Source organism: Amycolatopsis sp. M39 (assembly GCF_001651785.1).
Lineage (GTDB): Bacteria > Actinomycetota > Actinomycetes > Mycobacteriales > Pseudonocardiaceae > Amycolatopsis > Amycolatopsis rubida.
The window spans coordinates 33,553-56,891 of the sequence record NZ_LWSF01000012.1 but is presented as its reverse complement, the minus strand read 5'-3'; the positions used below and the strand labels follow the sequence as shown (position 1 = coordinate 56,891).

21 protein-coding genes and 1 pseudogene are annotated in these 23,339 nt (G+C 70.7%); 5 read left to right on the top strand and 17 right to left on the bottom strand.

The annotated features are described in order from the left end of the window. Nucleotides 1-169: 169 nt before the first annotated feature. Nucleotides 170-927: pseudogene (locus A4R44_RS50700) on the top strand (IS701 family transposase); the annotation flags it as partial. Nucleotides 928-1,062: 135 nt separating this feature from the next. Beyond that, a complete protein-coding gene (locus A4R44_RS50695) occupies nt 1,063-1,401 on the top strand; it encodes an IclR family transcriptional regulator C-terminal domain-containing protein (protein ID WP_232791764.1) in 339 nt (112 codons plus the stop codon). Here the strand turns inward: A4R44_RS50695 and A4R44_RS24715 are convergent. The 13 genes from A4R44_RS24715 to A4R44_RS24650 all read right to left on the bottom strand — a co-directional run bounded on the left by A4R44_RS24715 (nt 1,398) and on the right by A4R44_RS24650 (nt 14,759). Further along, entirely contained in the window at nt 1,398-1,781 is a 384-nt protein-coding gene (locus A4R44_RS24715) for a hypothetical protein (RefSeq protein ID WP_067585350.1), read from the bottom strand. The genes A4R44_RS50695 and A4R44_RS24715 overlap by 4 nt on opposite strands. Beyond that, nucleotides 1,762-2,772, bottom strand: a complete 1,011-nt coding sequence (locus A4R44_RS24710) for an AI-2E family transporter (protein WP_369805930.1) — start codon at nt 2,770-2,772, stop codon at nt 1,762-1,764. Before A4R44_RS24710 ends, A4R44_RS24715 begins: the two co-directional genes overlap by 20 nt. 410 nt (nt 2,773-3,182) lie before the next feature. Next, nucleotides 3,183-3,404 (bottom strand): DUF6480 family protein, encoded by a 222-nt coding sequence (locus A4R44_RS24705; protein ID WP_067585347.1) that lies wholly within the window; start codon nt 3,402-3,404, stop codon nt 3,183-3,185. Between the two features lie 1,308 nt (nt 3,405-4,712). After that, nucleotides 4,713-5,864, bottom strand: coding sequence for a CoA transferase (locus tag A4R44_RS24695; RefSeq protein ID WP_067585342.1), 1,152 nt, complete (start codon nt 5,862-5,864; stop codon nt 4,713-4,715). Next, nucleotides 5,861-6,673: an enoyl-CoA hydratase/isomerase family protein gene (locus A4R44_RS24690; protein ID WP_067585339.1), complete on the bottom strand. Its 813-nt coding sequence runs from the start codon at nt 6,671-6,673 to the stop codon at nt 5,861-5,863. Before A4R44_RS24690 ends, A4R44_RS24695 begins: the two co-directional genes overlap by 4 nt. Then, the gene (locus tag A4R44_RS24685) at nt 6,670-8,358 is read right to left on the bottom strand and encodes a CoA-transferase (RefSeq protein WP_067585337.1); all 1,689 of its coding nucleotides are present in this window, start codon (nt 8,356-8,358) and stop codon (nt 6,670-6,672) included. Before A4R44_RS24685 ends, A4R44_RS24690 begins: the two co-directional genes overlap by 4 nt. Then, nucleotides 8,358-8,810 (bottom strand): MaoC family dehydratase, encoded by a 453-nt coding sequence (locus A4R44_RS24680; protein WP_067585334.1) that lies wholly within the window; start codon nt 8,808-8,810, stop codon nt 8,358-8,360. The genes A4R44_RS24685 and A4R44_RS24680 overlap by 1 nt, the downstream gene beginning before the upstream one ends. Further along, nucleotides 8,807-10,021 (bottom strand): acetyl-CoA C-acetyltransferase, encoded by a 1,215-nt coding sequence (locus tag A4R44_RS24675; RefSeq protein WP_067585331.1) that lies wholly within the window; start codon nt 10,019-10,021, stop codon nt 8,807-8,809. Before A4R44_RS24675 ends, A4R44_RS24680 begins: the two co-directional genes overlap by 4 nt. Then, nucleotides 10,014-10,880, bottom strand: coding sequence for a MaoC family dehydratase N-terminal domain-containing protein (locus A4R44_RS24670; protein WP_067585328.1), 867 nt, complete (start codon nt 10,878-10,880; stop codon nt 10,014-10,016). The genes A4R44_RS24675 and A4R44_RS24670 overlap by 8 nt, the downstream gene beginning before the upstream one ends. After that, nucleotides 10,877-11,611, bottom strand: coding sequence for a 3-oxoacyl-ACP reductase FabG (fabG, locus tag A4R44_RS24665; RefSeq protein WP_067585324.1), 735 nt, complete (start codon nt 11,609-11,611; stop codon nt 10,877-10,879). The genes A4R44_RS24670 and fabG overlap by 4 nt, the downstream gene beginning before the upstream one ends. Nucleotides 11,612-11,620: 9 nt before the next feature. Continuing rightward, nucleotides 11,621-12,769 carry an acyl-CoA dehydrogenase family protein gene (locus tag A4R44_RS24660; protein WP_067585321.1) on the bottom strand — a complete coding sequence of 383 codons (1,149 nt, stop codon included), beginning with the start codon at nt 12,767-12,769 and terminating at the stop codon, nt 11,621-11,623. After that, nucleotides 12,766-13,593, bottom strand: coding sequence for a CoA ester lyase (locus A4R44_RS24655; protein ID WP_067585318.1), 828 nt, complete (start codon nt 13,591-13,593; stop codon nt 12,766-12,768). Before A4R44_RS24655 ends, A4R44_RS24660 begins: the two co-directional genes overlap by 4 nt. After that, complete coding sequence (locus A4R44_RS24650; protein ID WP_067585313.1) at nt 13,590-14,759, bottom strand: acyl-CoA dehydrogenase family protein; 1,170 nt, start codon at nt 14,757-14,759, stop codon at nt 13,590-13,592. The genes A4R44_RS24655 and A4R44_RS24650 overlap by 4 nt, the downstream gene beginning before the upstream one ends. Nucleotides 14,760-14,981: 222 nt before the next feature. On the opposite strand from A4R44_RS24650, the gene A4R44_RS24645 reads away from it, so the two are divergent. Further along, entirely contained in the window at nt 14,982-15,665 is a 684-nt protein-coding gene (locus tag A4R44_RS24645; protein WP_232791763.1) for a GntR family transcriptional regulator, read from the top strand. Nucleotides 15,666-15,798: 133 nt separating this feature from the next. Further along, nucleotides 15,799-17,250 carry an amidase gene (locus tag A4R44_RS24640; protein WP_067585309.1) on the top strand — a complete coding sequence of 484 codons (1,452 nt, stop codon included), beginning with the start codon at nt 15,799-15,801 and terminating at the stop codon, nt 17,248-17,250. A gap of 95 nt (nt 17,251-17,345) precedes the next feature. Here the strand turns inward: A4R44_RS24640 and A4R44_RS24635 are convergent, their stop codons facing one another. Further along, nucleotides 17,346-18,014 (bottom strand): hypothetical protein, encoded by a 669-nt coding sequence (locus A4R44_RS24635; RefSeq protein ID WP_067585305.1) that lies wholly within the window; start codon nt 18,012-18,014, stop codon nt 17,346-17,348. Next, a complete protein-coding gene (locus A4R44_RS24630; RefSeq protein ID WP_067585301.1) occupies nt 18,011-18,193 on the bottom strand; it encodes a hypothetical protein in 183 nt (60 codons plus the stop codon). The genes A4R44_RS24635 and A4R44_RS24630 overlap by 4 nt, the downstream gene beginning before the upstream one ends. A gap of 203 nt (nt 18,194-18,396) precedes the next feature. On the opposite strand from A4R44_RS24630, the gene A4R44_RS48270 reads away from it, so the two are divergent. Then, nucleotides 18,397-18,786, top strand: coding sequence for a hypothetical protein (locus A4R44_RS48270; RefSeq protein WP_143132485.1), 390 nt, complete (start codon nt 18,397-18,399; stop codon nt 18,784-18,786). Nucleotides 18,787-18,966: 180 nt separating this feature from the next. On the opposite strand, the gene A4R44_RS24625 is transcribed toward A4R44_RS48270, so the two are convergent. Together A4R44_RS24625 and A4R44_RS24620 are read right to left on the bottom strand one after the other, a co-directional pair. Further along, nucleotides 18,967-20,181, bottom strand: coding sequence for a cytochrome P450 (locus A4R44_RS24625; RefSeq protein WP_067585297.1), 1,215 nt, complete (start codon nt 20,179-20,181; stop codon nt 18,967-18,969). Between the two features lie 82 nt (nt 20,182-20,263). After that, nucleotides 20,264-23,338 carry a BTAD domain-containing putative transcriptional regulator gene (locus tag A4R44_RS24620; protein ID WP_067585295.1) on the bottom strand — a complete coding sequence of 1,025 codons (3,075 nt, stop codon included), beginning with the start codon at nt 23,336-23,338 and terminating at the stop codon, nt 20,264-20,266. Nucleotide 23,339: the final 1 nt, after the last annotated feature.

Genomic DNA, 23,339 nt, shown 5'->3' with positions numbered 1-23,339 from the left:
TGGTAACCCGGACCGTCGTGAGCGCCGATGCCGGTTAGTACTCCAGCTGTAGTTCGTGATCGGTGACGTAGGCGTGGCGGCCACGCGATCATGGGTGTTTGTGAGGACAACTCAAGATCGTGTGGTGGCCGCGGCTGCCAGCGTGGACCCCGTGGTGTGGCGGGCGGTGCTGGGTGAGGCGTTCGCCCGGATCGCGGGCCGGTTCGGGCGTGTCGTGGCCCGCCGCGGCGCGGCGAGGTTCGTGCGGGGTCTGTTGTCCGGGTTGCCGCGGGCGAATTGCTGGACGATCGCCGAGCGGGTCGGGGACCGGACCCCGGACGGGATGCGGCACTTGCTGTCGCGGGCGGTCTGGGACGCCGACGGTGTCCGCGACGACCTGCGCGGGTTCGTGGTCGAGAACCTGGGCGAGCAGGACGCGATGGTCATCGACGAGACCGGGGACCTCAAGAAGGGCGGCAGCACGGTCGGGGTGCAGCGGCAGTACACCGGCACGGCGGGGCGGATCGGGAATTCGCAGATGTCGGTGTTCGTGGTGTATTCGACCTCCGCCGGGCATATCTTCATCGATCGGGAGCTTTACCTCCCGGCCGGGTGGGTGACCGGGGACGAGGCCTACGGCAAGGACGCCGCCGGCCTGCGCGACCCGCTCGGGGACCGGGAGCAGGCCTACGTGCTGGCCGTGGCCTGCGATCACCGCATCACCGACACCGCCCGCGCCGCCCGCGCCGACGAGACGGCTGGCCGAAACGGGTCTGGCAGGAGCTCTCGGCCGGGGCCGGCGCGAAAGGGCGGCGTTACTGCCTGTGGGCTCGCATCCGGCTGCGCCAGGCCGGGAAGCCCGGGCAGCACTGGATGCTGGTGCGCCGCAACCGGCGCACCGGCGAGACCGCGTTCTACCGCTGCTACAGCCCGCGCCCGGCGTCGCTTGCCGAGCGCTGGTGGACCTGCTGGACGAGTCGGTGAACCTGACCGTCCGGACGGGGGACACCGCCCGGTTCATTGCGAGCGTCGAGTGCTCGCAGGGCGTTGCGGGTCGGTTCACGCGAAGGGATGGTTTTCCCGGTGCATCAGACGACGGCCGGTCTGCTGCAGCTCGCCGAGCTGCCACCGGAACAGGCGGAGGAGCTGTACGCGGTCGACAAGCCAGGGGAGCGGCCGGAGCCGCCCGAATTGCGGGCTGATCTGGCTCAGGTGCGGCGCAGCGGTTTCGCGCTCAACCAGGGCCGGTCGGAACGGGGAGTGGTGGCCGTGGGCGTGCCGGTGCACGGAGCGGACGGGGTGGTCGTCGCCGGGTTGTCGGCGTCGATGCCGAGCGTGCGATACCGGAAAGACCAGCTGCCGACGCTGGTGGCGTCGCTGCGCGCGACCGCGGCCGCGCTGGAGGCGGATCTGCGCGGTTAACGCGGGTCTTCTCCCGCGAGTGCCGCCGCGAAAGCCGCGTGCACGTTGAGGAATTGCTGCACCGGCAACTCGGCCGCGACCCCGGGTCGCTGCGGGGCCAGCCGTTTCGCCGCCCAATCGCCCCACCGTACGTGTGCTTCCTCGACGCTCAGGTGAGCCGCTTCGGCGGCACGGCGAGCGTTCACGCCGTCCAGAATCGCCTGGTGCATCAGCGCGGGGGTCGAGCGTTGTTCCCACGCGCGCAAGGACGCCATCGAGGAAAGCCGGTGCAGCGTCGAGGACACCGTCTGCGGTGCGGACCGGGGGAGCGGAAACCCGCGTTCGAGCGGTGCTCGCCGTGGTGCTGTGCCGTCGGCGTTGTCAGTGATCAAGCTTGTCATCAGAGTCCCTCCGAAGTGCGATTACCCGCCTGCGCACGGCCGAAACCCTTGATCGTCCGGCGGCGTGGGCGTTGGCGGGCCGCAGCGGGTCGATGTCGAGCGGATCCAGCCGCGGGTCGCGCAGCAGCGACGCGAACGCGGCTTTCGCGACCGCGAGGATCGGCACCGCGAGCAGCGCCCCGACGATCCCGGCGATCTCCAGGCCGAGCGCGATGCCCAGCACCACGGCGAGCGGATGCAGCCGGACCGCGCGACCGAGCAGAAGCGGCTGCAGCACATGGCTTTCCAGCTGCAGCACCCCGACGACGATCGCGAGCACGATGCCCGCCGCGACGAATCCGTTGGCGACCAGGGCGATCAGCACGGCGACCGCGCCGGCCACCACCGCGCCGACGATCGGCACGAACGCACCGATGAAGATCAGCGCCGCCAGCGGCACCGCGAGCGGGACCCCGACCAGCCAGACGCCGAGTCCGATGCAGACCGCGTCCACGCAGGCCACCGCGACGGTCGCACGCACGTAGCTGACCAGCGAGGCGAACCCGCGGCGACCGGCGACGTCGATCTCGTCGCGGGCGGAGGCGGGCACGATCCGCAGCAGGAAGCGCCACACCTGATTGCCGCTGTACAGGAAGAAAACGAGCACGAACAGCGTCAGCAGCATCTCGGTCAGCACACCGCCGACGGTCGCCGCGGTGGAGAGCACCCGGCCGGCGAGTTCGGCGGTGTTGCCCTGGATCGCGTTGACCGCCTTGTCGAGGAGTTGCTGCACCTGCGGCAGGTGCAGCGGTCCGTGCTGCAGCCAGTTGTTGATCCTCGCCAGGCTGGCTCCGACCTGGCTGCCCAGCTGCGGAAGGCTCGCGGCGACCGTGGTGATCACCAGGGCGAGGACCCCGCCGAGGACGGCGAGCCCGACGACGATCGCGATGAGCGTGGCCAGCGCGCGCGGCACGTGCCAGCGCACCAGCCGCTCCACCAGCGGCGCGAACAACGCCGACAGGAGCAGGGCGATCCCGATCGGNCCAGCGCCCCAGCCGCTCCACCAGCGGCGCGAACAACGCCGACAGGAGCAGGGCGATCCCGATCGGGACGGTGACCTGCGCGAGGTAGCCGAGCGTCCACGCGATGACCCCGAGCATCGCGAGGACGACCAGGAATCGCCAGCTCGCTGCCGCCGCGACGCGCAGCGACCACGGCACCGCGTCGGCGGCGTCCCGGCGTCGACGGCGGTTCGCGCCCGCGAGCCGAGCGGTCATCCCGCGGCCGCGTTCGCCGACAGCGGTTCGGCGACCGATCCGAGGCGATGCCACGACCGCCGGTCCGTGCTCGCCCGTACCTCGTTTCGCCTCACGTCGATCACCTCGCGGCGCGAATTCCCGGCCGAGGTCAGTGGCAAACGGGCTAGAACCAGTCGAGGGCGCGCAGTACGAAGAACGCGGCCACCACCAGCACGAGGATCGCCACCGCGGCTAGCCAGCGGGCGGGCAGCGCGCGCGAGGGCATCGGCTGCGGATGCGAGAGTCCTGAGGTTTGCCCGGCGTCCGGCGGGGTGTCGCCGGGCGGCACGGAGCCGCCCGGTTCGAGACCCGGCACGTCGTCGGGTTCGGGCCCGGGTGCGGTCATGTTCGGTCTCCTCGTCGAGGGTGCGGTCACCGGGCTGGTTTGCCGCACCCGGCGGCGATAAACGTGGAGACCGGCACCCTGCCGGTTATCCCCTCCGCGATCGCGTCCATGGCCTCGGTCGGCAACGCGCCCATGGACCGCTCCGGTTCCGCCTGCCAGGCGACGAACGCGCCGTCGAATCCGGCGATGCCGAAATAGCCTTGTCCGCCTTGTCCGCCGCCTCCGGGCCGAGGCGGCCCACGACTGGGAGATCATCCGGCGCATGCGCCGCCGTCCGCCGGCGCGGACGCGTTCGATGATCTCCTTCACCTCGACGTCGTCGACCGCTTCGGCGCTCATCAGCAGGATCAGGAAGTCGGGTTTCGCGGCGAAGACCTCGCCGGTGCGCTGCAGGAACCAGCCGAGCAGTTCGGCGGGCGGCAGGGACTCGGGCGGATTCGCCTGCGACTCGCGAAGGTGCCGGAAGAACTCGTACGCCCCGCGCTCCAGGACGGCCGAGAGCAGCCCGGCCTTGGGTGTGGCCGTGGCCGCTCATGAACCGAACGGCCGGTCCAAAACTATGGAGCACACTCGCTGCGCGGCAGCGCGAGCGGGCAGCTCTCTGACGTCGGGACACTGTCGCGTCAGCCATCAGGAATGTCACCACCGACGCGCCACAGCAATCGAACTGGCTTGACGACGCGGGCAATCTCCTCGCGGACGCCGGGGGACACCTGGTCCATGGGCTGGTGTCCTCCGGCAACGCCATGCTCAACCACCCGGGCGAGGTCGCCACCGCAGCAGCCGGCCTCGGGGTCATTAGCTCGGCCGCCGAAGGAAATCGCCGAACGAGACGGCCATGGCGCGAACGACGCCGCCGTGCACGGTGCCGCGGACAATCCGGTCGAAATACCCGAATTCGGCCGGACAACTCGCATCGCTACACCGGCAAGGACGCTGTCGTTGACGTGAGAGACCACTACGGCGTCGGCGCGGGGCAGAGCAGGCTGGAGGCAACACTCCGCCGGAGTACCGGGCGGTCGTCGCCGGTCTGCTGTCCGAACGAGACCCTGAACTGCCGCCTGCCTTTCAAGGGCAGGAGAAACCCGCTCTTGACCAGTAAGAAGCGATCATCGACGCGCTGGGCGACGCGTTCACCGGACACCTGGGCGCTGGCCAGGAACCGACCGGGCAAGGCGAGCTCATCGGCAACGCGCTCGGTGCCTTCCTCACCCGGTGGCCCGCGGAAGACCTGGTCGACGACTGATCCGCCGAGAGAGTGCTTCCCCGGCGCTTTCGCCCGGGGAAGCACTCTCCAGGAGCGTCCGCTCAGCGGTCCGCAGACGCGCCCAGCACCTCGTCGTTATGCTGCCCAACCCCCGGCGCAGGCCGCGGAGCAAGCCGACCCCCGTCCACCTGGATCGGCGACTTCGGCGCCCAATGCGCCCCCGCCCCGGGCTGATCCACCGACTCGAACAACGCCAGCTCCCGCAGCGCCGCACCACCGTCCCGGCCGAGTTCGGCGAAGCTGCGGTACCGCTCCCACAAAATCCGGTGCCGGGTAAGCACTTCGGCCACCTCCGCGTACGGCGTCCGGCCGAACCACCGCGCCAGCAGCGGCGTGATCACGTCCCGATGCCGGTATCGGTCGGACTCGGTGGCGAAGGAGATCCCCAGCGTCTCGCTCAGCCCGGCGAAGGCGGCGGACAGTCCGGTCGCGGCGAGCATCTTGTGCCAGTGCCGTTCGGTGAGCAGCACGATCATCACCCGGACACCGTCGGCAGTTTCGAAATCGTCGCCGTAGGTGCCGTAGATTTCGTTGCCGGATTTGGTCCGCGAGTGGTCGGTCAGCTGCGCTTCGGCGAGGTAGCCGAGGTTCCCGGCGGTGGCGAGGGCGACGTCCTCCAGCGCGACCCGGATCGACCGGCCGCGGCCGGTGACCTGCCGGTGCCGTTCGGCGGCCAGCAGCCCGATCGCCAGGTACAGCCCGGCGCAGACGTCCCAGGCGGGCACCACGTGGTTGACCGGCACCGTACCCGTGCCGGTGAGCAGCGGGAAGCCGGTCGCCGCTTGAACGGTGTAGTCGACCGCGGCGCCGCCGTCGGCTCGGCCGTCGAGCAGCACGTGGATGAGGTCCGGCCGTCGCGCGCTCAGGGCCTCGTATCCGAGGTCCGCGTGCCGCGAAGTGTTGGTCACGACCACGCACGGACCGCCCTCGACGATCAGCTCGGCGACCCGGCGACGGTCCACTTCGGACTCCAGGTCGACGGCGACGGCCCGCTTTCCCTTGTTCAGCCCGGACCAGTACAGGCTCGTTCCGGTGTCGGACAACGGCCAGCGCGTGCGGTCGGGGGCTCCGCCCAGCGGTTCCACCCGCACGACGTCCGCGCCGAGTTGGGCGAGGGTGAGCCCGCACAGCGGTGTCGCGACGTACGCGGACAGCTCGACCACCCGCAACCCGGCCAGCAGTGCGGGGTTCATGCGTCGTGCACCCGGGAGAAGTCGGGCTTGCGGCGTTCGCGGTGCGAGGCGAGACCCTCGTGCACTTCAGGACCGCCGAAACCGTAGAACTCCAGTGCCAGCGAAGAGTCGAAGATCGCGCCGGCGAGCTGCCGGTACCAGAGGTTGAGGCTCTGCTTGGTCCACCGGATCGCGGTGGGGGCGCCGCAAGCCAGCTCGTGCGCGATCTCGCGGGCGGTGGGCAGCAGGTCGGCTTCCTCGTCCACACACAGCGACACCAGGCCGATCCGTTCGGCTTCGGCGCCGTTCAGCGGGCGGCAGGTCATCAGGTAGTACTTGGCTTTCGCCATCCCGCACAGCAGCGGCCAGCAGACGGCCGCGTGGTCGCCCGCGGCGACACCGAGGCGGGTGTGGCCGTCGATGATCTTCGCGTTCGCGGTGACCACGGAGACGTCCGCGAGGACTCCGGCGACGAGTCCGGCGCCGACGGCAGGGCCGTGGATCGCGGAGACGATCGGTTTCGAGCAGTCGATCACGTTGTAGACCAGATCCCGGGCCTCGCGCATGGTGCGGGAGCGGGCTTCGAAGTCGGTGGCGAGCTTTTCGACCAGGTCGAAGGACCCGCCGGCGGAGAAGCCGTTGCCTTCGCCGCGCAGCAGGACGGCTTTCACCGCCGGGTCGCGGTCGAACTCGCGCCAGATGTCGGCGAGATCGGCGTGCGCGGCTTCGCTGACCGCGTTGAGGTGCGGGGCGTCGAGGACGAGTTCGACGACGCCGTCCTCGTCCGGGCCGTCGACCCGCAGGTTCTCGAACTGTGCGTAGCGACTCATGCCGCTCCTTTCCTGCCGTCGCCGAGGAACAAGCCCTCGCGGTCGTATTTCCGGAGTTGCTCGACGTCGTCCGCGCTCACCTCGGGCAGTTCGCTCAGGTCCTCCGCCACTGCGAGGTCCCAGCCGCAGCGCGACCGGACGTGTTCGACGCGGTCGGCCAGCGGCTCCGGCCCGGGCGCGATCGCGGTGAGCACCAGTTCGCCGTCGCGCCGGGACAGGATGCCGAGGTCGGTGACCACCGCCCGGACCCGCGCGCCGGGGCTGGTGACGTAGCCGCAGTTTTCGATGAACCGCCGCGGGCTCATCGTCCCGACCACGTACGTCTCGTCCGCACCGGTCACGACGTCGTTCCCGCCGCCCGAACCGACAAGGTACGGACCGCCGTCGGCGCGGGTGGTGTTGATGTTGCCGCGGCGGTCGATTTCCGCCGCTCCGACGCAGGCGATCGACCGCGTGGCCGGGCCGTTCACGAGGTTCCCGAGCGCCTGTTCGGTGTCGAGCAGCATCGAGGACGACGGGAAGTTGGCGAAGCTGAAGATGAACGGGTCGCCGGGTGTCGGGGAATAGTCCCAGAGTCCGAGCTCGGCCGCCAGCGCGACCTCGTGCCCGTCCGCCTTCGCCTGTTCGACGGCCACCCAGGCGGCGAGGTTCGCGAGACCGGCTCCGGCCAGCACGCCGTCGATCCGGGTTTCGGCGATTCGTGACCGGACGAGTGCGGCGAGCCAGGTCGCGGCGCGTTCCGGCCGGGTCGCTGGCCCGGTGTGTTGCCCGCGGCCGGTGGGCGGGGTGGGCTGGCCGAGTGTGCGGGTCAGTGCATCAAGCCGCCCTGAACCGAGTTTGGCGAGATATGCGTCGTGGTCGACGAGGATCCATTCGCGGATCCAGTCGTCGAAATCCGCCGAACGGCTGGCTTCCCGCGCCGCGATCCAGAACTCGACGTCCTCGGCGTAGCCGTCCACGGGCAGCCGCGCGCCCTCGGTGCCGGGGAAGACCCCGCCGGGATGGGCGCCGAACGGAGCCTCGACCACGGCCAGCACGCGGTGTGCCGGAACGCGGACGAACGGGGCCCACGGCCGCAGGTCGTCGACGACCTTTTCCACCGTCGCGAGCACTCCGCGCCGGGCGGCGAACGCCCCGATCGAGCCCTCGAACATCGGCGGCGCGATAGCCAGATTGCCCTGCCGGTCGGCGACCGCGGCGTGCACGATCGCGACATCCGGGGTGAGCGGCGCGACCAGGCCGACGCGGCCGAACGGCGTGTCGACCTCCGCGTAACCGGGGTTCCCGGTCATCGACGAATCGCGCACCGAGCCGGTGACCACCGCGGGCACGCCGGTCGCGGCGGCGCGCAACCCCTGGATGTAGCTCAGGAACGACCAGTTTTCGACCTCGACCGTGCCGTCCGCGTACGCCTGCTGGAACACCGGGTTCGGCGTGAACACGGGAAACGAGTCTCCCGAGTAGACAGTCACGACCTTCTCCAGGCAGCCGGAGCGGAACAGCACCGCGCCGAGCGACGACAGGCTCGCCATGATCAGTGTGAACCGCGACGGCCGGTGCCAGTGCTGTCGCGCGATCTCGCGGACAAGCGCGCTCCACCGGCTGTGCCCGAGGATGACATGCAGCGCGTCGCCCTCGCGGACATGGCGTGCGACGGCTTCGTCCAGTGGGCAGAAGTCGGTCATCAGGCCACGACCACCAGGGTTTCGGCGACACACGCCGGTTTCGCCGAGTCTTCCAGCTCCACCGTGTACCGCGTGGTCACGGTGACCCCGGCGGGACCGTCTTTCACCTCGGCGAACGACGCGCTGGCGCGCAGCCGCGAGCCGGCCGGAACCGGTGCCGGGAACCGGACCTTGCCCAACCCGTAGTTGATCCGCGCGGCCCCGAAATCAAGCCGGACCAGCTGCGCGCTGAAGTACGGGATCAGCGAAAGCGTGAGGAAGCCGTGCGCGATCGTCGACCCGAACGGCCCGTCCGCGGCCCGCTCCGGATCGGTGTGGATCCACTGGCGGTCGCCGGTGGCCTCGGCGAACGCGTCGATCCGCGCCTGGTCGAGGGCGAACCACCCGGTCGGCCCGATCTCCTCGCCCAGCGCGGCCCGTACCTCGTCCGCCGAGCCGAAAGCCCGGGTCACGCCGACACCCGCTCGAACACCGCGGCCAGGCCCTGTCCGCCGCCGATGCACATCGTCTCCAGCCCGTAGCGGGCCTCGCGGCGCCGCATTTCCCGTGCCATCGTGGCGAGGATCCGAGTGCCGGTCGCGCCGACCGGGTGACCCAGCGAGATCCCGGAGCCGTGCACGTTGAGCCGGTCGAAATCGGACTCGCCGAAGCCCCATTCGCGGGTGCACGCCAGCGCCTGCGCGGCGAACGCCTCGTTGAGTTCGATCAGGTCGATGTCGGAGATCTTCAACCCGGCCCGTTCCAACGCGAGTGCCGAGGCAGGCACTGGCCCGATGCCCATCACCTTGGGCTCGACCCCGGCCACGCCGTGCGAGACCAGCCGCACGAGCGGGCGCAGGCCCAGTTCGGCGGCGCGTTCGCGGGTGGTCACGATGCACACCGCGGCGGCGTCGTTCTGGCCGCTGGCGTTGCCCGCGGTGACCGTCGCCTCCGGGTCCTGCTTGCCCAGCACCGGCCGCAGCTTGGCAAGGGTTTCGACGGTGGTGTCCGGCCGGGGGTGCTCGTCGGTGTCGACGACGACGGTGCCTTTCCGCGTCTCGACCGGCACCGGGATGATCTCCTCGGCGAACACCCCGGACTGCTGCGCGGCGACGGCCCGCTGATGCGACCGAGCGGCGAGCCGGTCCTGCTCTTCCCGGCTGATGCCGTACTGCCGCCGCAGGTTCTCCGCGGTCTCCAGCATCCCGCCGGGCACCGGGTAGTGCTTGCCGCCCGGAGTCTGGCGGCCGCGGGTGAGCGAATCGTGCAGGTGGACGCCCGCGCCGCCCGCGCCCCAGCGCAGGTCGTTGGCGTAGAAGACGGTGGTGGACATGCTTTCCGCGCCGCCCGCGACGATCAGCTCGCTCGCGCCCGCCTGTACCTGCAACGCGGCGAGCAGCACCGATTGCAGTCCGGATCCGCAGCGACGGTCGACCTGCATGCCCGGCACAGTCACCGGCAGCCCGGCGTCGAGCGCGACGACGCGGCCGATCGCGGGGGCTTCGGCGCTGGGGTAGCAGTGGCCGAGGATGACGTCGTCGATCGCGTCGGCGGGCAGACCGGTGCGCTCCAGCAGGCCTTTCACCGCGATCGTGCCAAGGTCGGCGGCGGGCACGCTCTTGAGCGAACCGCCGAAGCGGCCGATCGGGGTGCGGACAGGTTCGCAGATGACGGCGTCACGCATGGAGAGTGCCTTCCTCGTGATAGTCGGCTTCGAGGCTGGTGCGCGGCCCGGCGTCCCCGACGAGGGTCAGGGCCGCGCCGCCAGGACGGGGTTCGGTGCGCAGGCGCGCGGGCTGGCCGCAGAACAGCGGGGCCAGGTTGCGGTGCGCCAGCCGGGTCACCCGCGCGCCGGGGGAGTCCAGGCGCAGCACCTCGGCCAGCGCCAGCGACATCAGCGGCCCGTGCACGACCAGGCCGGGATAGCCCTCGGCCCGGGTCGCGTACGGCCAGTCGTAGTGAATGCGGTGCGGGTTCGCGGTGGCCGCGGAAAAGCGCATCAACAAGGTGGGGTCGGTGGCGAAGTCCCAGCCGTTTTCGGTGCGGCGGAACGGAGTTCGCGCCAGCTCCGCGGGTTCCACTGGCGCTGCCCCGGAGGTGGTCGCGCCCGCTTCGCGGTAGATGAGGTCCTGCCGTTCCGCGACGAGCGGCGAACCGTCCACACCGGACAGCGCGGTCCGCACCACGACGATCACCAGCTTTCCGGAGCGGCCGGATTTCTCCGTCACCGAGTCCACAATGGACCTCCGGGTCACCGTCTCGCCGATTCTCGGGGCCCGGTGCACGGTCACCTCGCCACCAGCGAACATCCGCCGCGGCAGGTCGACTGGCGGCAGGAACGAGCCACGCGCCGGGTGCCCGTCGGGGCCGAGTTCCGAGGAGACCGGCCAGCGGGGGAGCGCGACCCAATGCCACAGCGGAGGCAGGTCGTCGCCCGGCCGCGGCGCGGGCAGCCCGTTGTCGAAGAGCGCGGCCAGCGCCGCGACCGGGGCCGGGTCGACCAGCTCCGCGGTCGTGACCGCGTGGGGTTCCCAGCCGGTCACATGAACCGCCCGCCGGTCACCTCGAGCACCGTGCCGGTCATGTAGGAGGACAGGTCGGACGCGAGGAACAACGCGACCGAAGCGATTTCGCCGACCTCGCCCGCGCGGCGCATCGGGATCTCGGCCATCTTCTGGTCCCACGCCTTCTGCGGCATGGCCTCGGTCATCGCGGTGCGGATCAGGCCGGGCTGGATCGCGTTGACCCGGACGCCGTGGTGCGCCATCTCCTTGGCCGCGGCCTTGGTCAGCCCGACGATCCCGGCCTTGGCGGCGGAGTAGTTCGTCTGCCCGACCATGCCGACCTTGCCCGAGAGCGACGACAGGTTCACGATCGCTCCGCTCTTGCGCTCGCGCATGATCGCGGCTGCCTTGCGGGTGCCGTTCCAGGTTCCCTTGAGGTGCACCGAAATGACCTGGTCGAACTCGTCCTCGGTCATGGTCCGCATCGTCGCGTCGCGGGTGATGCCCGCGTTGTTGACGAACACGTCGACCGGCGAGAACGTCGCGGCCGCGGCCGCCAGCAGGGCGTCGACATCGGCGGACTTGGTGACGTCGCAGGCGACGCCGACGGCTTCCCCGTCCAGGCTGTCCGCGGTTTTCGCGGCTGCCTCGCCGTCGATGTCGCCGAGCACCACCCGGGCGCCCTGGGCGACGAACAGCTGGGCGATGGCGAGTCCGATGCCTTGCGCGCCGCCGGTGACGACAGCGGTCCGGCCGTTGAGCAGAGTCATGGGATTCCCTCAGATCTTGTTGCGCGCGACGAGCTGCGCGGCGATGACGTTGCGCTGGATTTCGTTGGTGCCCTCGCCGACGATCATCAGCGGCGCGTCGCGGAAGTAGCGCTCGACGTCGTATTCCCTGGAGTAGCCGTAGCCGCCGTGGACGCGGATGGCGTCGAGCGCGACCTGCATCGCGGTTTCCGACGCGAACAGCTTGGCCATCCCGGCCTCCATGTCCGCGCGTTCGCCCGCGTCGAGCTTCTCCGCGGCGTCCACAGTGAGCAGCCGGGCGGCGCGCATCTTGGTGGCCATGTCGGCGAGAAGGTTCCCGACCGACTGGTGTTTCCAGATCGGCTTGCCGAAGGACTCGCGTTCCTGGGCATAGCGGACGGCGTCGTTCAACGCGGCCTGGCCGACGCCCAGCGCCCGCGAGGCGACCTGGATCCGGCCGACTTCCAGCCCGCGCATCATGTGCGACCAGCCCTGGTCCGGCGTGCCGCCGAGAACGGCGTCCGCGGGCACTTGCTGGCCGTCGAAGACGAGTTCGCAGGCTTCGACGCCGCGGTAGCCCAGCTTGGGCAGCTTCTTGGAGATGGTGAGGCCGTCGCCGGGTTCGACGAGCAGGACGCTCATGCCGCGGTGCGCGGGTTTCGCGTCGCGGTCGGTGATGCACAGCAGGCCGATGAGGCCGGAGTGCGCCGCGTTGGAGATCCAGGTCTTCGAGCCGGTGATCGTGTAGCCCTCGTCGCCCGGCACGGCCTGGGTGCGCATCGCCTGGAGGTCGCTGCCGCCGCCGGGCTCGGTCAGCGCCATCGTCGCGCGGATCCGGCCTTCAGCCATGGCGGGCAGGTACTTCTCGCGCTGCTGCGGGGTGCCGAAGGTTTTGATGAGATAGGTGATGACGGAGTGCCCGCCGATCGCGCCCGCCAGGCTCATCCAGCCGCGCGCGAGCTCTTCGGTGACGCGGGCGAAGCAGGCGGTGCTGACGTCGACGCCGCCGTGCTCGGCCGGGACGAGCAGCCCGAAGAAGCCGAGTTCCTTCATCTCGTCGATGAACTCGGCGGGGTAGATGTCGTCGGCTTCGAACTCGCGGACCCGGGGCCGGACCCGTTCGTCCACGAACTCCGCGACCAGGGCGACCATCTGCTGTTCGTCGTCGGTGAGCGTCATCGCCCGTTCCCTTCTCGTGCCTGCCGGAGGACGCGCTGGGCGCGCTCCAGCACCGGCTTGTCGACCATCTGTCCGTTCACTGCGACGGCGCCATCCGCGCCGGCGTCGAGGATCGACTGTGCCCAGCGGACTTCCTCGCGTGTCGGCCGCAGCGCCGCGGCGGCGACGGGTACCTGCTTCGGGTGCACGCACAGCTTTCCGGCGAAGCCGAGCCGCCGTGCGTAGCGGACTTCGTCGGTGAGGTGCGGCTCGTTGTCCAGATCCGCGGTGACGCCGTCGATCGGTCCGGGCAGTCCCGCTGCGGCGGAGGCGAGCACGAGCGCGCCCCGCGCGGCGACGAACGCGTCCCGGTCCGCCGGGTCGGCACCCAGCTCCGCGGCCAGGTCGAAGCTGCCGAACGCGAGGCGCTGCACGTTCGGCACGGTGGCGGTTTCCCGCGCGTCCAGCACCCCGCGCGCGGTCTCGACCAGCGCGATCACCACGGGCAGGACGCCGAGCTGCTCGGCCGCGGCACGCGTCGTCGCCGGTTCGGCCTTCGGCAGCATCACGGTGCACCGGCGCCGCCTGAGCACGGCGAGGTCTTCGTCGTGCCAGGCGGTGCCAGCGGCGTTTATCCGCACCGCGCACTCGGGGTTCTCCTCAAGCCACGCGACGACTTGTTCCCGCGCGTACTCCTTGCGCTCGGGCGCGACGGCGTCCTCCAGGTCGAGCACGACCAGGCTCGCCCCCGAAGCCACGGCCTTGCCGAAACGCTCCGGCCGGTCACCCGGGACGAACAGGAGAGTCGTCGCTTCCCGTGCCCGGGTAGCCGCGCGGCTGGTCATTTCTGTGCCTTCTTCGCCTGCCGGACCAGCCCGCCGCCGATGATGAGGCGCTGGATTTCGCTGGTGCCTTCGTAAAGCCGCAGCAACCGGATGTCGCGGTAGATCCGCTCGACCGGTACGTCGCGCATGTAGCCGGTGCCGCCGTGGATCTGGACGGCGAGATCGGCGACCTTGCCCGCCATCTCCGTGCAGTACAGCTTCGCCGCCGAGGGACCGATCCGGCGATCCTCACCGGACACGTAGCGCGCCGCAGCCTCGCGCACGAGCGCGCGCCCTGCCATCACGCCGGTCTGCTGATCCGCCAGCATTGCTTGCACCAGCTGGAAATCGCCGATCGGCTGGCCGCCCTGTGTCGCCGAAGCGGCGTACGCGACGGACTCGTCCAGCGCACGCTGCGCGGAGCCGACGGCGAGTGCGGCGATATGCACGCGGCCCCGCGCGAGGGAGGTCATCGCGGCGCGGTACCCGTCGTCCTCGTTGCCGCCGACGAGCGCGGAGGCGGGCACCCGGACGTCGGTGAAGGCGACGTCCGCGGTCCAGGCGCCCTCCTGGCCCATCTTCTTGTCCTTGGGCCCTACCTCCAGCCCCGGCGTGTCCGCGGGCACGAGGAACACCGCGATGCCCGGCCCGGAGTCGTCCGCGGGACGGGTGCGGGCGAACACGACGAACAGATCCGCGATCGGCGCGTTGGTGATGAACCGCTTCTGCCCGTCGAGCACCCAGTCGTCCCCGTCGCGCACCGCCTTGGTGCGCAGCCCGGCGGGATTGGACCCGGCACCGGGCTCGGTCAGCGCGAACGACGCGACGACCTCGCCCGAGGCGATGCGCTCCAGCCACTGGCTCTTCTGCTCGCCGGTGCCGAAGCCGACCAGCACCTGTCCGGCGATGCCGTTGTTGGTGCCGAACATCGACCGCAGCGCCAGCGACGTGTAGCCGAGCTCCATCGCCAGCTCGACGTCCTGGGTCAGGTCGAGCCCGAGCCCGCCCCATTCCTGGGGGATCGCGTAGCCGAACAGCCCCATCTCCGCGGCCTGCGTGCGCAGGTCGCCGGGGATGGCGTTGCCGTCCATGATCTCCTGTTCGCGCGGAACGACCTTCGCCCGGACGAAGTCGCGCACCAGCTCCAGGATCGGCCGGAAGTCCTCGGGGGTAACCGCTGCTGCCATGCCTCCCACTATGACCCAGACCGTCCAGCTAGAAAATACTTTATCAGAAATCATCGAATGGCTCACACTCTCGGGCGGCTGTCGGCGAAGATGTTTCCGCAGGTCAGGTTGAGTTATTGGAGCGGAGGCCGCACCCGGCACGGAGCGACTCGGCCGCCTGAGCGTGCCCCGGGCGTGTAATACTTCATCCGATACAGCCGCGCACGCAGGAGGGAGACGGTAGTGGCGACGCCCGAAACCACGAGTGCCGGACCGCGCCGCACGGGCCCGGCGAACCTCAAGGCGATGGCCGCCCAGGAAATCCGGCGCCGCGTCTTCTCCGGCCAGTTGCGCGCCGGGGCGAAGATCGACCAGGAGGCGCTGGCCGACGAACTCGGCATCAGCAAACTGCCGGTCCGCGAAGCGTTGATCACGCTCGACCACGAGGGCGTGGTGGAGCACATCGCCCGCCGCGGCGCGTTCGTCGCCCGGATGACGCGCGACGACATCCGGGACCACTACCGCGTGTTCGGCGTCGTGTCCGGGTTGGCCGCGGAGCGCGCGGCGAAGAACCTCTCCCCGGAAAGCCTCCAAGCGCTGCACGATCTCGCGGACCGGATGGAGTCCGCGGCGGACCCTGCCGAACAGGAACGGCTGAACTACGAGTTCCACCGGAGAATCAATTACGCCGCCGGCTCGCGCCGTCTCCTGTCGCTTCTCGGCATCCTGGCCAAAACCGTGTCGCACGGGTTTTACGAGGCACACGAGGACTGGCCGGTCAAGGCGCGGGACGACCACCGGCTGATCCTGGACGCACTGTCCGCCCGCTCGGCGGCCCGGGCGCGCACGCTGGTGGAGAAACACCTCGCCGACGCGGGCGAGCGCGCGGTGGCTTTGCTGGAGAAACAAGGATTCTGGGACCGCTGACCGGGTTCGCCGAAGTCGCGGCCGCTGTCCCGTAGATGCGCGGCACCGGCCGGACCGCGCCCGTCGACCACGGGCCGCCGTTGTGGAAATTGACATTTTATGGCTCCGCCGGGTGCCCGTTACGGTCGCATTCATGGAGCGGAACTTTCACTCGGCCGAAGAACTCACGGCCGCCCTGCGGGCAGGCGAAGCGACCTCGGCGGAGCTGACCGACGAGGCGATCGCCCGCATCGAGCGGGAAGACAAGGCACTCAACGCGATCTGCGTACCGGACTTCGATCGTGCCCGCACCGCCGCGCAGGAGGCCGACCGGGCGCGCGCCCGCGGCGAAGACCGGCCGCTGCTCGGAATTCCGGTGACGGTCAAGGAGTGCTACAACCTCGCCGGTCTGCCCACGACCTGGGGTATGCCGCAGCACCGGGACTTCATCCCCGCCGAAGACGCGGTCCAGGTGTCGCGGCTCAAGTCCGCCGGCGCGGTCATCCTCGGCAAAACCAATGTGCCACTGGGACTTCAGGGCTTGCAGAGCTCCAACCCGGTCTACGGCACCACCAACAACCCGTGGGACCACGACCGCACCCCAGGCGGTTCCTCCGGCGGATCGTCAGCGGCTCTGGCGGCGGGCTTCGGCGCCCTGTCCATCGGCTCCGACATCGGCGGCTCGCTGCGCACCCCCGCGCATTTCTGCGGTGTCTACGGGCACAAGCCGTCCCTCGGCCTGGTGGCGAACCGCGGCATGGTCCCGCCGAACGAACTGCCCTTGCCGCACGAACTGGACCTCGCCGTCGTCGGCCCGATGGCGCGCACCGCCCGCGACCTGGCACTGTTGCTCGACGTCATGGCCGGACCCGACCCGCTGACCTCCGGCGTGGCGCACGACTTGGCCCTGCCGCCCGCACGCCACGAGCAGCTGAGCGAGTTCCGAGTCCTGATCCTGGACGACCATCCCTTCATCCCGACCGGAGCCGCGGTACGGGCCGGAGTGCACCGAGTAGCCGACGCGCTCGCGGACGCCGGTGCCCGGGTCGAACGGCACAGCCCGCTGCTGCCCGACCTGACCGAAGCCGCGACCCTCTACACCCAGCTGCTGTTCTCCGGCTCCGTCGCGCGCTTCCCGGTCGACGCCTACGAGCAGCTGCAGACCCGTGCCGCCGAACTGAGCGCGGACGACGAAAGCCTGGACGCGGCGCGGCTGCGCGGAATGGTGCTCACCCACCGCGACTGGCTCGGGGTGCACCACCGCCGCGAACTGCACCGCCATGGCTGGCGACAGTTTTTCGCCGAGTTCGACGCCGTGGTGTGCCCGGTGACGCCGACGCCCGCGTTCCCGCACGACCACAACCCCGATCTGCTGGCCTGCCGGATCGACATCGACGGCGTCGAGTACCCGTTCTTCGACCAGCTGGTCTGGGCCGGTGTCGCCACCATGCCCGGCTTGCCCGCCACGGCGATGCCAGCGGGCTTCTCGCCGGAGGGGCTGCCGGTGGGGGTGCAGGTCATCGGCCCGATGTTCGAGGACCGGACCCCGCTGCGGCTGGCGGAGCTGCTGGAGGGACGGATCGGCGGCTTCCCGGCGCCGAAGTAGAGATCGTGTTCGCTCCGGACTCGCTTCGCCTCGCGGCAGGATGCCCGGCCAGTTCGGAGCGGACCCCGTCCCGTTCCGGTTCCCTGCTCCGGCGATCAGGAAGGCGGGGGCAGGTGGCGGTGCATGCGATAAGCGGTCGGGAGCGGCCCGGTGAGCGTTTCCGGGGCGACGCCGAATCCGAGGTGCCGACCCAGGATCGCCATCATCGCGACCGAACTGTCGGCGATGGTCGCGGCGGAGGCGAAGTCGATGAGGCCGGAGCCGGACATCTCGTCGTCGAACAGGTGCGGATGCGTCCCGCCGCGGGAGTCGTACCCGCCTCCGCACGTGAAAGTGAAGACGAGGCGGCCAGCTGACCACTGCCGGATCGTCTTCGTTCGCGGCGACGAAGACGACCTCGGTGTCCCTGGCCAGATGGCTGGCGATGCCGTCGATGTGGGATTTCTGCTGAACGTATTCCACCGCGACGGTCCACTCGCCTGTCTCGGCGACACGAACCCATTGCGGCCCGTCGAAGAACCTGCCGTGCTCAGCACCGGGTCGGCGAGCGCTTGCCCGGCGGTCATGACTCGCGCCGAGCCGCGCACGAAGGTGAGGGCACCGCCGTCGAGGACGACCCCGGCCGGAGTGGCCAGCCACGCCCGGTCCGGATCGAGGCGATATCGGTCGTCGATCGGCGACCGATCGTTCTTGTGTCCGGCCAGCCCGCGCGTTGCCGCAGACGGGCTGTCCGGGAACCGAGGCGCTCGCCGGTCCGGGTTCACGAACCGGGGCAGGTCGCCGGCCCGGGATTGTGGCCGACGATGAGCCACTGGCTGTTCTCGACTGACGTGCCGAGCGCGGGGCCGCCGACGACGCGATGGGCGCGGGAGTCGATGACGACGGTGTTGCCCGGGTTTTCGCCGGCCACGAAGCAGGGCAGCGATTCGGCGTAGTCGTTCACTGCGGTGATTCTGCCAGCGAGGGTTTCCGCCGCGGTGCGGCAGCGGGGAAACCTGTGTCGGCGGCGAACGCGGTCTGTGCGTGCTGGCGCTGCTTCGACTGAGCCGTGGTGAGCGATGTTGCTGTAGACCCTCCGCACGGCTTCGTGGGGGTTCGGTGCTGAGGATCCGATCGCGGTGATGACTGCGGCCGCCTTGTGCGGCGATGTCCGCGCTGGACTTGCCGTGGTCTTCGGGGAACAGCCACGACTCGAAATGCAGCAGCGACGGCCGCGCCTTCGTTGTAGCTGATGACGGATGTGGTGCCGACGAGAGCGACGACGCCCATGACGATGCCGCCGGTTCCGAGCCGGATCGTGCGTTTGGAGTTGTCGATGTCGCCGCCCGCGACGTCGCGGGCCCTGAACCGGCTGTTGCCGTCCTGGATGACGACCACCTGCGCGCCGTCGGCGGTCGCTCCGCGCACTCCGTCCCCGAGCCGCGCGGTCGGGGACTCGCGCTGCTGCGCCAGCCCATCGAGCGCGGCTGTGCCTCGCAGCCGCGGGCCTTCTCGCCGAGCTGTTTCGCGCCCTCAGCCAGGTATTCGGCCGCATAAGTCCCCGCGGCAGCGGCCAGGCTCGCGATGTCGTCCGCCCTCCCCGGCGATTGCGTGGCCTCGATCACTCAAGGCGGAGCGTGCCGGGTCCTGTCCTCCTGCGGACCAGTCGCTTCGCCCGGACGATCGGCGTGGTCCGGATGCCGGGAAAAGGAAGCCGCCACCGGACCAGGCGGCCGCTCAGGACCAGGTGACCGGAAGCTCGTGCACCCCGTAAATGTTCATAGTGGTCCGCAACGGCACCTCCCCGGCCGGAACCGCGAGCCGCAGGTCCGGGAAGCGGCGCAGCAGCCCCTCGAATCCGACACGCATCTCGATGCGAGCCAGCTGCTGTCCCAGGCACTGGTGGATGCCGTGGCCGAACGCGACCTGCCCGCGGACCTTGCGGTGCGGGTCGATCGTGTCGGGATTCTCGAAATGATCCGGGTCGCGGTTGGCGGCGAGCAGCGAGACGACCACAGTCGAGCCGGCCGGGATCGTCTCGCCGCCGAGTTCGACGTCCTCCGTCGCGTAGCGGTAGAAGATGTCGGCCACCGACAGGTAGCGCATCAGCTCTTCCACCGCATTGGCGAACAGCGTCGGGTCGGTGCGCAGTTCCGCGAGCTGCGCCGGGTGTTCGAGCAGCGCGAAGGCGCCCAGGGACAGCATGTTCGCGGTGGTCTCGTGTCCGGCCAGCAACAGCAGGAACGCCATGCCGGTCAGTTCCTCGACGCTGAGGTCCTCGTCGCGGGCGAGGTCGGAGAGGATGTCCTCGCCGGGTTCGGCGCGCTTGTCCGTGCACAGCTGGCCGAGGTAGCCCATCATCGCGCCGAACGCGGCCATCTTGTCTTCGAGGTTGACGTCCCGCTCCATGAACTTCGACGAGTTCGCCTGGAAGGTTTCGCGGTCGGCGCAGGGAACGCCGAGCAGTTCGCAGATCACCAGCGACGGCACGGGGAGCGCGAACTCCCGAACGAGGTCGATCGGCGGCGCGAGCCGCGCGACCGCGTCGAGTTGCTGTTCGGTGATCGCGATGATGCCGTCTTCGAGCTGCTTCATCCGCTTGACGGTGAACGCGCCGGTGAGCTTGCGCCGCAGCCGGGTGTGGCCGGGGGCGTCCATGCTGATGAACAGGCCGGGGATCTGCGGCGAGGGCTCGGTGGCGACCGGCATTCCCGGCGTCTCGTACGGCACGTGGACCACGCCGATGTCGAGGCGGCTGCTGAACCGGGCGTCGGACATGACCTGGCGGACCGCGTCGTACCCGGTGACCAGCCACCCCTCGTGGCCGTCCGGGAAGAGCATCGGGCTGACCGGGCGGGTCTCGCGCAGCGCGGTGATCGCGGCGGGCGGGTCGAACGGGCCGGCGTCGCGGTCCATCGGCAGGCCGTCGACCGGGGAAAGCTGCTGGCTCATCGGGAAATCCTCTCGTGGTGGCTTGATGTCGCCACGATCTCCGAGAGGCCAGACACCCGGCCGTCACGGCGCTGACACGGGATCAGGCCCGCGTCAGCGGCACCGCCACCAGGTCGGTCCAGGAATCCGCCGCGCCTTCCTGCGCGGCCTGGTCGAACGCGGCGTCGCCGAGGCGGTTGCGCGCTTCCTGCTCGATTCGCGTCACATCCGGGTTCGCCAGGTCTTTCCGGCCGAGCACCCGCGCGCTCGCGGCCAGCAGTCGTGCGGCGTGGTCGTACTGTGCGCGCCGCAGTGCCAGGTCAGCGACCCCGACGACCGCCTTGGCGATCTCTGGCGCGCGTCCGGTTTCCGCCGCCGCGTCGCAGGCCGCGGCGCGGTGTTCGCGCGCTTCGTCGAGGTCGGCGGCGAACCAGGCGCGCAGTTCGTGGGCGGCGGCTCGCAGATGTGGTTGCTGGGCTTCGTCGCCCAGCAGGGCCATCGCGTGGCCGAACTGGTCGAAAGCGTCCTGCGCGTTGCCGTTCCATCGGGCCAGTTCCGCCCGGACGAGGGCGAGCGAGGCCAGCGTCCCGGGCCAGGTGACGCCTTCCGCGAGGCTTTCCGCTTCGGCGACCGCGGCGGCGCAGGCGTCCTTGTCGCCCGCGAGCCAGCGCAGCCGGGCCTGCCGCATGCGCAGCTGGACGACGTCGTCGAGGGCGCCGAGTTCGGCGACGACGGCGATCGCCTGGTCGAAATGCTCGCTGGCCTCGGGGAATTCGCCGCGCATGGCCAAGCAGCCGGCCAGTTCCGTCTGGGCGAACGAGATGCCGAACCGTTCGCCCAGCACCCGGAACTCGACCAGCGATTCGTCGAACCAGGATTCGCCGTCCTGGCCGAGCACCATCCGGAGCTTGCCGATGTGCAGCCGGGACAACGCTCGAACCCACGGATCCTCGTCGTCCAGCAGCGACTCCCAGGCGGGCAGGAGCGCGTCCGTGTCGCGCAGCATCATTTCCAGCGGCACCACCAGCCGCAGTGCCGCGTGGCAGTGCCGCCCGTGCTTGCCGAACTCGTACGCCTGGTGGACCCACCGCGCGGCTTCCGGCATGTCGCCGGGTCCGGACGTGGCGAACATCGAGGTCAGGGCGTACACGATGGCTTTGGTCTCGTCGGGGACCTCGCCGGGAACCGCGATCGCGGCGGTGATCAGCTCCATGCCCTCGGCCTTGCGGCCCACGAGCCACCAGTACCAGCCGCAGGCGGCGGCGAGCCGCATCGCGGCGTGCGCGTCACCGGCGGCGAGCGCGCCGCGCATGGCCGAGACGAGATTGTCGTGCTCTGCCCTGAGCACGGTGAGCCACTCCACTTGCTCGCCGCGGCGCAGGCGGGGTTCCGCGGTTTCGGCCAGCTCGGTGAAGTACGCGAGATGCGCTTGCCGGGCCAGCTCGGCCTCCCCGGCTTCGGCGAGGCGTGCGGTGCTGTACTCCCTGATCGTGCCGAGCATCCGGTACCGCGGCGCGCCTTCGCCGAACGCGACGAGCAGGGACTTGTCGCTGAGCGCGGAGAGCAGGTCCAGCACCTCGTACTCGTCGACCAGTTCTCCCGCGCAGACCCGTTCCGCCGCCTCCAGGCTCGCGCCGCCGGCGAACACCGACAGCCTGCTCAGCACGAGCCGTTCGCCGTCGCTGAGCAGCTCCCAGCTCCAGTCGACCATCGCGCGCAGCGTCCGGTGCCGGGGGAGCGCGGTGCGGCTGCCTCCGGTGAGCAGCCGGAACCGGTCGTCGAGACGGTCCGCGAGCAGCTCGGGCGACATCGTGCGGAGCCGGACCGCGGCCAGTTCGATCGCGAGCGGCATCCCGTCCAGCGCGGTGCAGATGCGGGCCAGCGTCCGGTCGTCGGCGAGGTGCTGGTTCCGCGTCGTCGCCCGGTCGCGCAGCAGCTGGACGGCCTCGGCGCGCGGGAGCGGTTCGACCGGCCACAACGCCTCGCCGGTGATCCCCAGCGGTTCCCGGCTCGTCGCGAGGATCCGCAATCCGCGGCATTCGCCGAGCAGCCGGTGCGCGAGGGCGGCCGCGGACTCGATGACGTGTTCGCAGTTGTCCAGGACCAGCAACGTTTCGCGGTCGCGGATCGCGGAGACCAGCCGGTCCGCCGGATCCGCGGAGGACGCTTCGCCGAGCAGCGCGTCGCGGAGGCCGAGCCCGGACAGCGTGGCCTGCGCGACGTCGTCCCCGCTCCCGGCGGCGGCCAGTTCGACCAGCCAGGCGCCGTGGTGCAGGCCGGCGACCAACGTGCGGGCGGTTTCCGTTGCCAGCCGGGTCTTTCCCGAACCGCCGGGGCCGGTCAAGGTGGTGAGCCGATGCCGCGACACCAGGTCGCGGACCGCGGCGACATCAGCCTCTTTCCCGACGTAGCTGGTGAACTCGGCGCGCAGGTTGCTCTTGCGGCTTTCCTCGCGCCGTCCGACCTCGCCGCGCAGCAACGCGACGTGCAACGCGGACAGTTCGGGCGACGGGTCGGCGCCCAGTTCGTCGGCCAGCGTTTCCCTGATGCGCTGGAACGCTTGCAACGCCTCGGTGTTGCGGCCCGCGGCGGCGAGCGCGCGCATCAGCGCGGCGACGAGCCTCTCCCGCACCGGGTGCGCGGCCACCAGGTCGGTCAGCTCCGCGACGAGATCCGCGCCGCGGCCGAGATCGAGCTCGGCTTCGAACCGGTCCTCCATGGCCGCCAGCCGCAGGGCTTCCAACCGCGTGGCCGCCGCGTCGAATGCGCCGCTGTCGGGCAAGCCGACGTCCTGCATCGCCGGGCCGCGCCACAACTCCAGCGCCTCGCGCAGCCGCGCCGGCCCCTGGTCCCGGGCCTGCGCGAGTAACCGCTCGAAGCGCACCGCGTCGACCGCGTCGGCGTCGATGGCCAGCCGGTAGCCGTCGGTCAGCCCTTCGACCACGGCTCCCGGGAGCGCCTTGCGCAGCCGGGAAACCAGGCGTTGCAAGGCGTTCGCGGCGTCGGCGGGCGGGTGCTCGCCCCAGATCCAGTCGATCAGCGACGCCTTCGGGACGACCTGGCCCGGCCGGAGCGCGAGGGCGACGAGCAGTCCGCGCAACCGAGCGCCCGGAACCTCGGCCGCCTCTGCTCCATCGCCGTCGTGGACCTCGAACGGACCCAGGATCTTGATCTGCACC

Coding starts and splice junctions, on each gene's coding strand:
- A4R44_RS24650 (WP_067585313.1), bottom strand. CDS start 14,759: ATGGCAGCAGCGGTTACCCCCGAGGACTTCCGGCCGATCCTGGAGCTG.
- fabG (WP_067585324.1), bottom strand. CDS start 11,611: ATGACTCTGCTCAACGGCCGGACCGCTGTCGTCACCGGCGGCGCGCAA.
- A4R44_RS24690 (WP_067585339.1), bottom strand. CDS start 6,673: ATGAGTCGCTACGCACAGTTCGAGAACCTGCGGGTCGACGGCCCGGAC.
- A4R44_RS48270 (WP_143132485.1), top strand. CDS start 18,397: ATGTCCGCGCTGGACTTGCCGTGGTCTTCGGGGAACAGCCACGACTCG.
- A4R44_RS24705 (WP_067585347.1), bottom strand. CDS start 3,404: ATGACCGCACCCGGGCCCGAACCCGACGACGTGCCGGGTCTCGAACCG.
- A4R44_RS24675 (WP_067585331.1), bottom strand. CDS start 10,021: ATGCGTGACGCCGTCATCTGCGAACCTGTCCGCACCCCGATCGGCCGC.
- A4R44_RS24685 (WP_067585337.1), bottom strand. CDS start 8,358: ATGACCGACTTCTGCCCACTGGACGAAGCCGTCGCACGCCATGTCCGC.
- A4R44_RS24695 (WP_067585342.1), bottom strand. CDS start 5,864: ATGAACCCCGCACTGCTGGCCGGGTTGCGGGTGGTCGAGCTGTCCGCG.
- A4R44_RS24640 (WP_067585309.1), top strand. CDS start 15,799: ATGGAGCGGAACTTTCACTCGGCCGAAGAACTCACGGCCGCCCTGCGG.
- A4R44_RS24655 (WP_067585318.1), bottom strand. CDS start 13,593: ATGACCAGCCGCGCGGCTACCCGGGCACGGGAAGCGACGACTCTCCTG.
- A4R44_RS24715 (WP_067585350.1), bottom strand. CDS start 1,781: ATGACAAGCTTGATCACTGACAACGCCGACGGCACAGCACCACGGCGA.
- A4R44_RS24660 (WP_067585321.1), bottom strand. CDS start 12,769: ATGACGCTCACCGACGACGAACAGCAGATGGTCGCCCTGGTCGCGGAG.
- A4R44_RS24625 (WP_067585297.1), bottom strand. CDS start 20,181: ATGAGCCAGCAGCTTTCCCCGGTCGACGGCCTGCCGATGGACCGCGAC.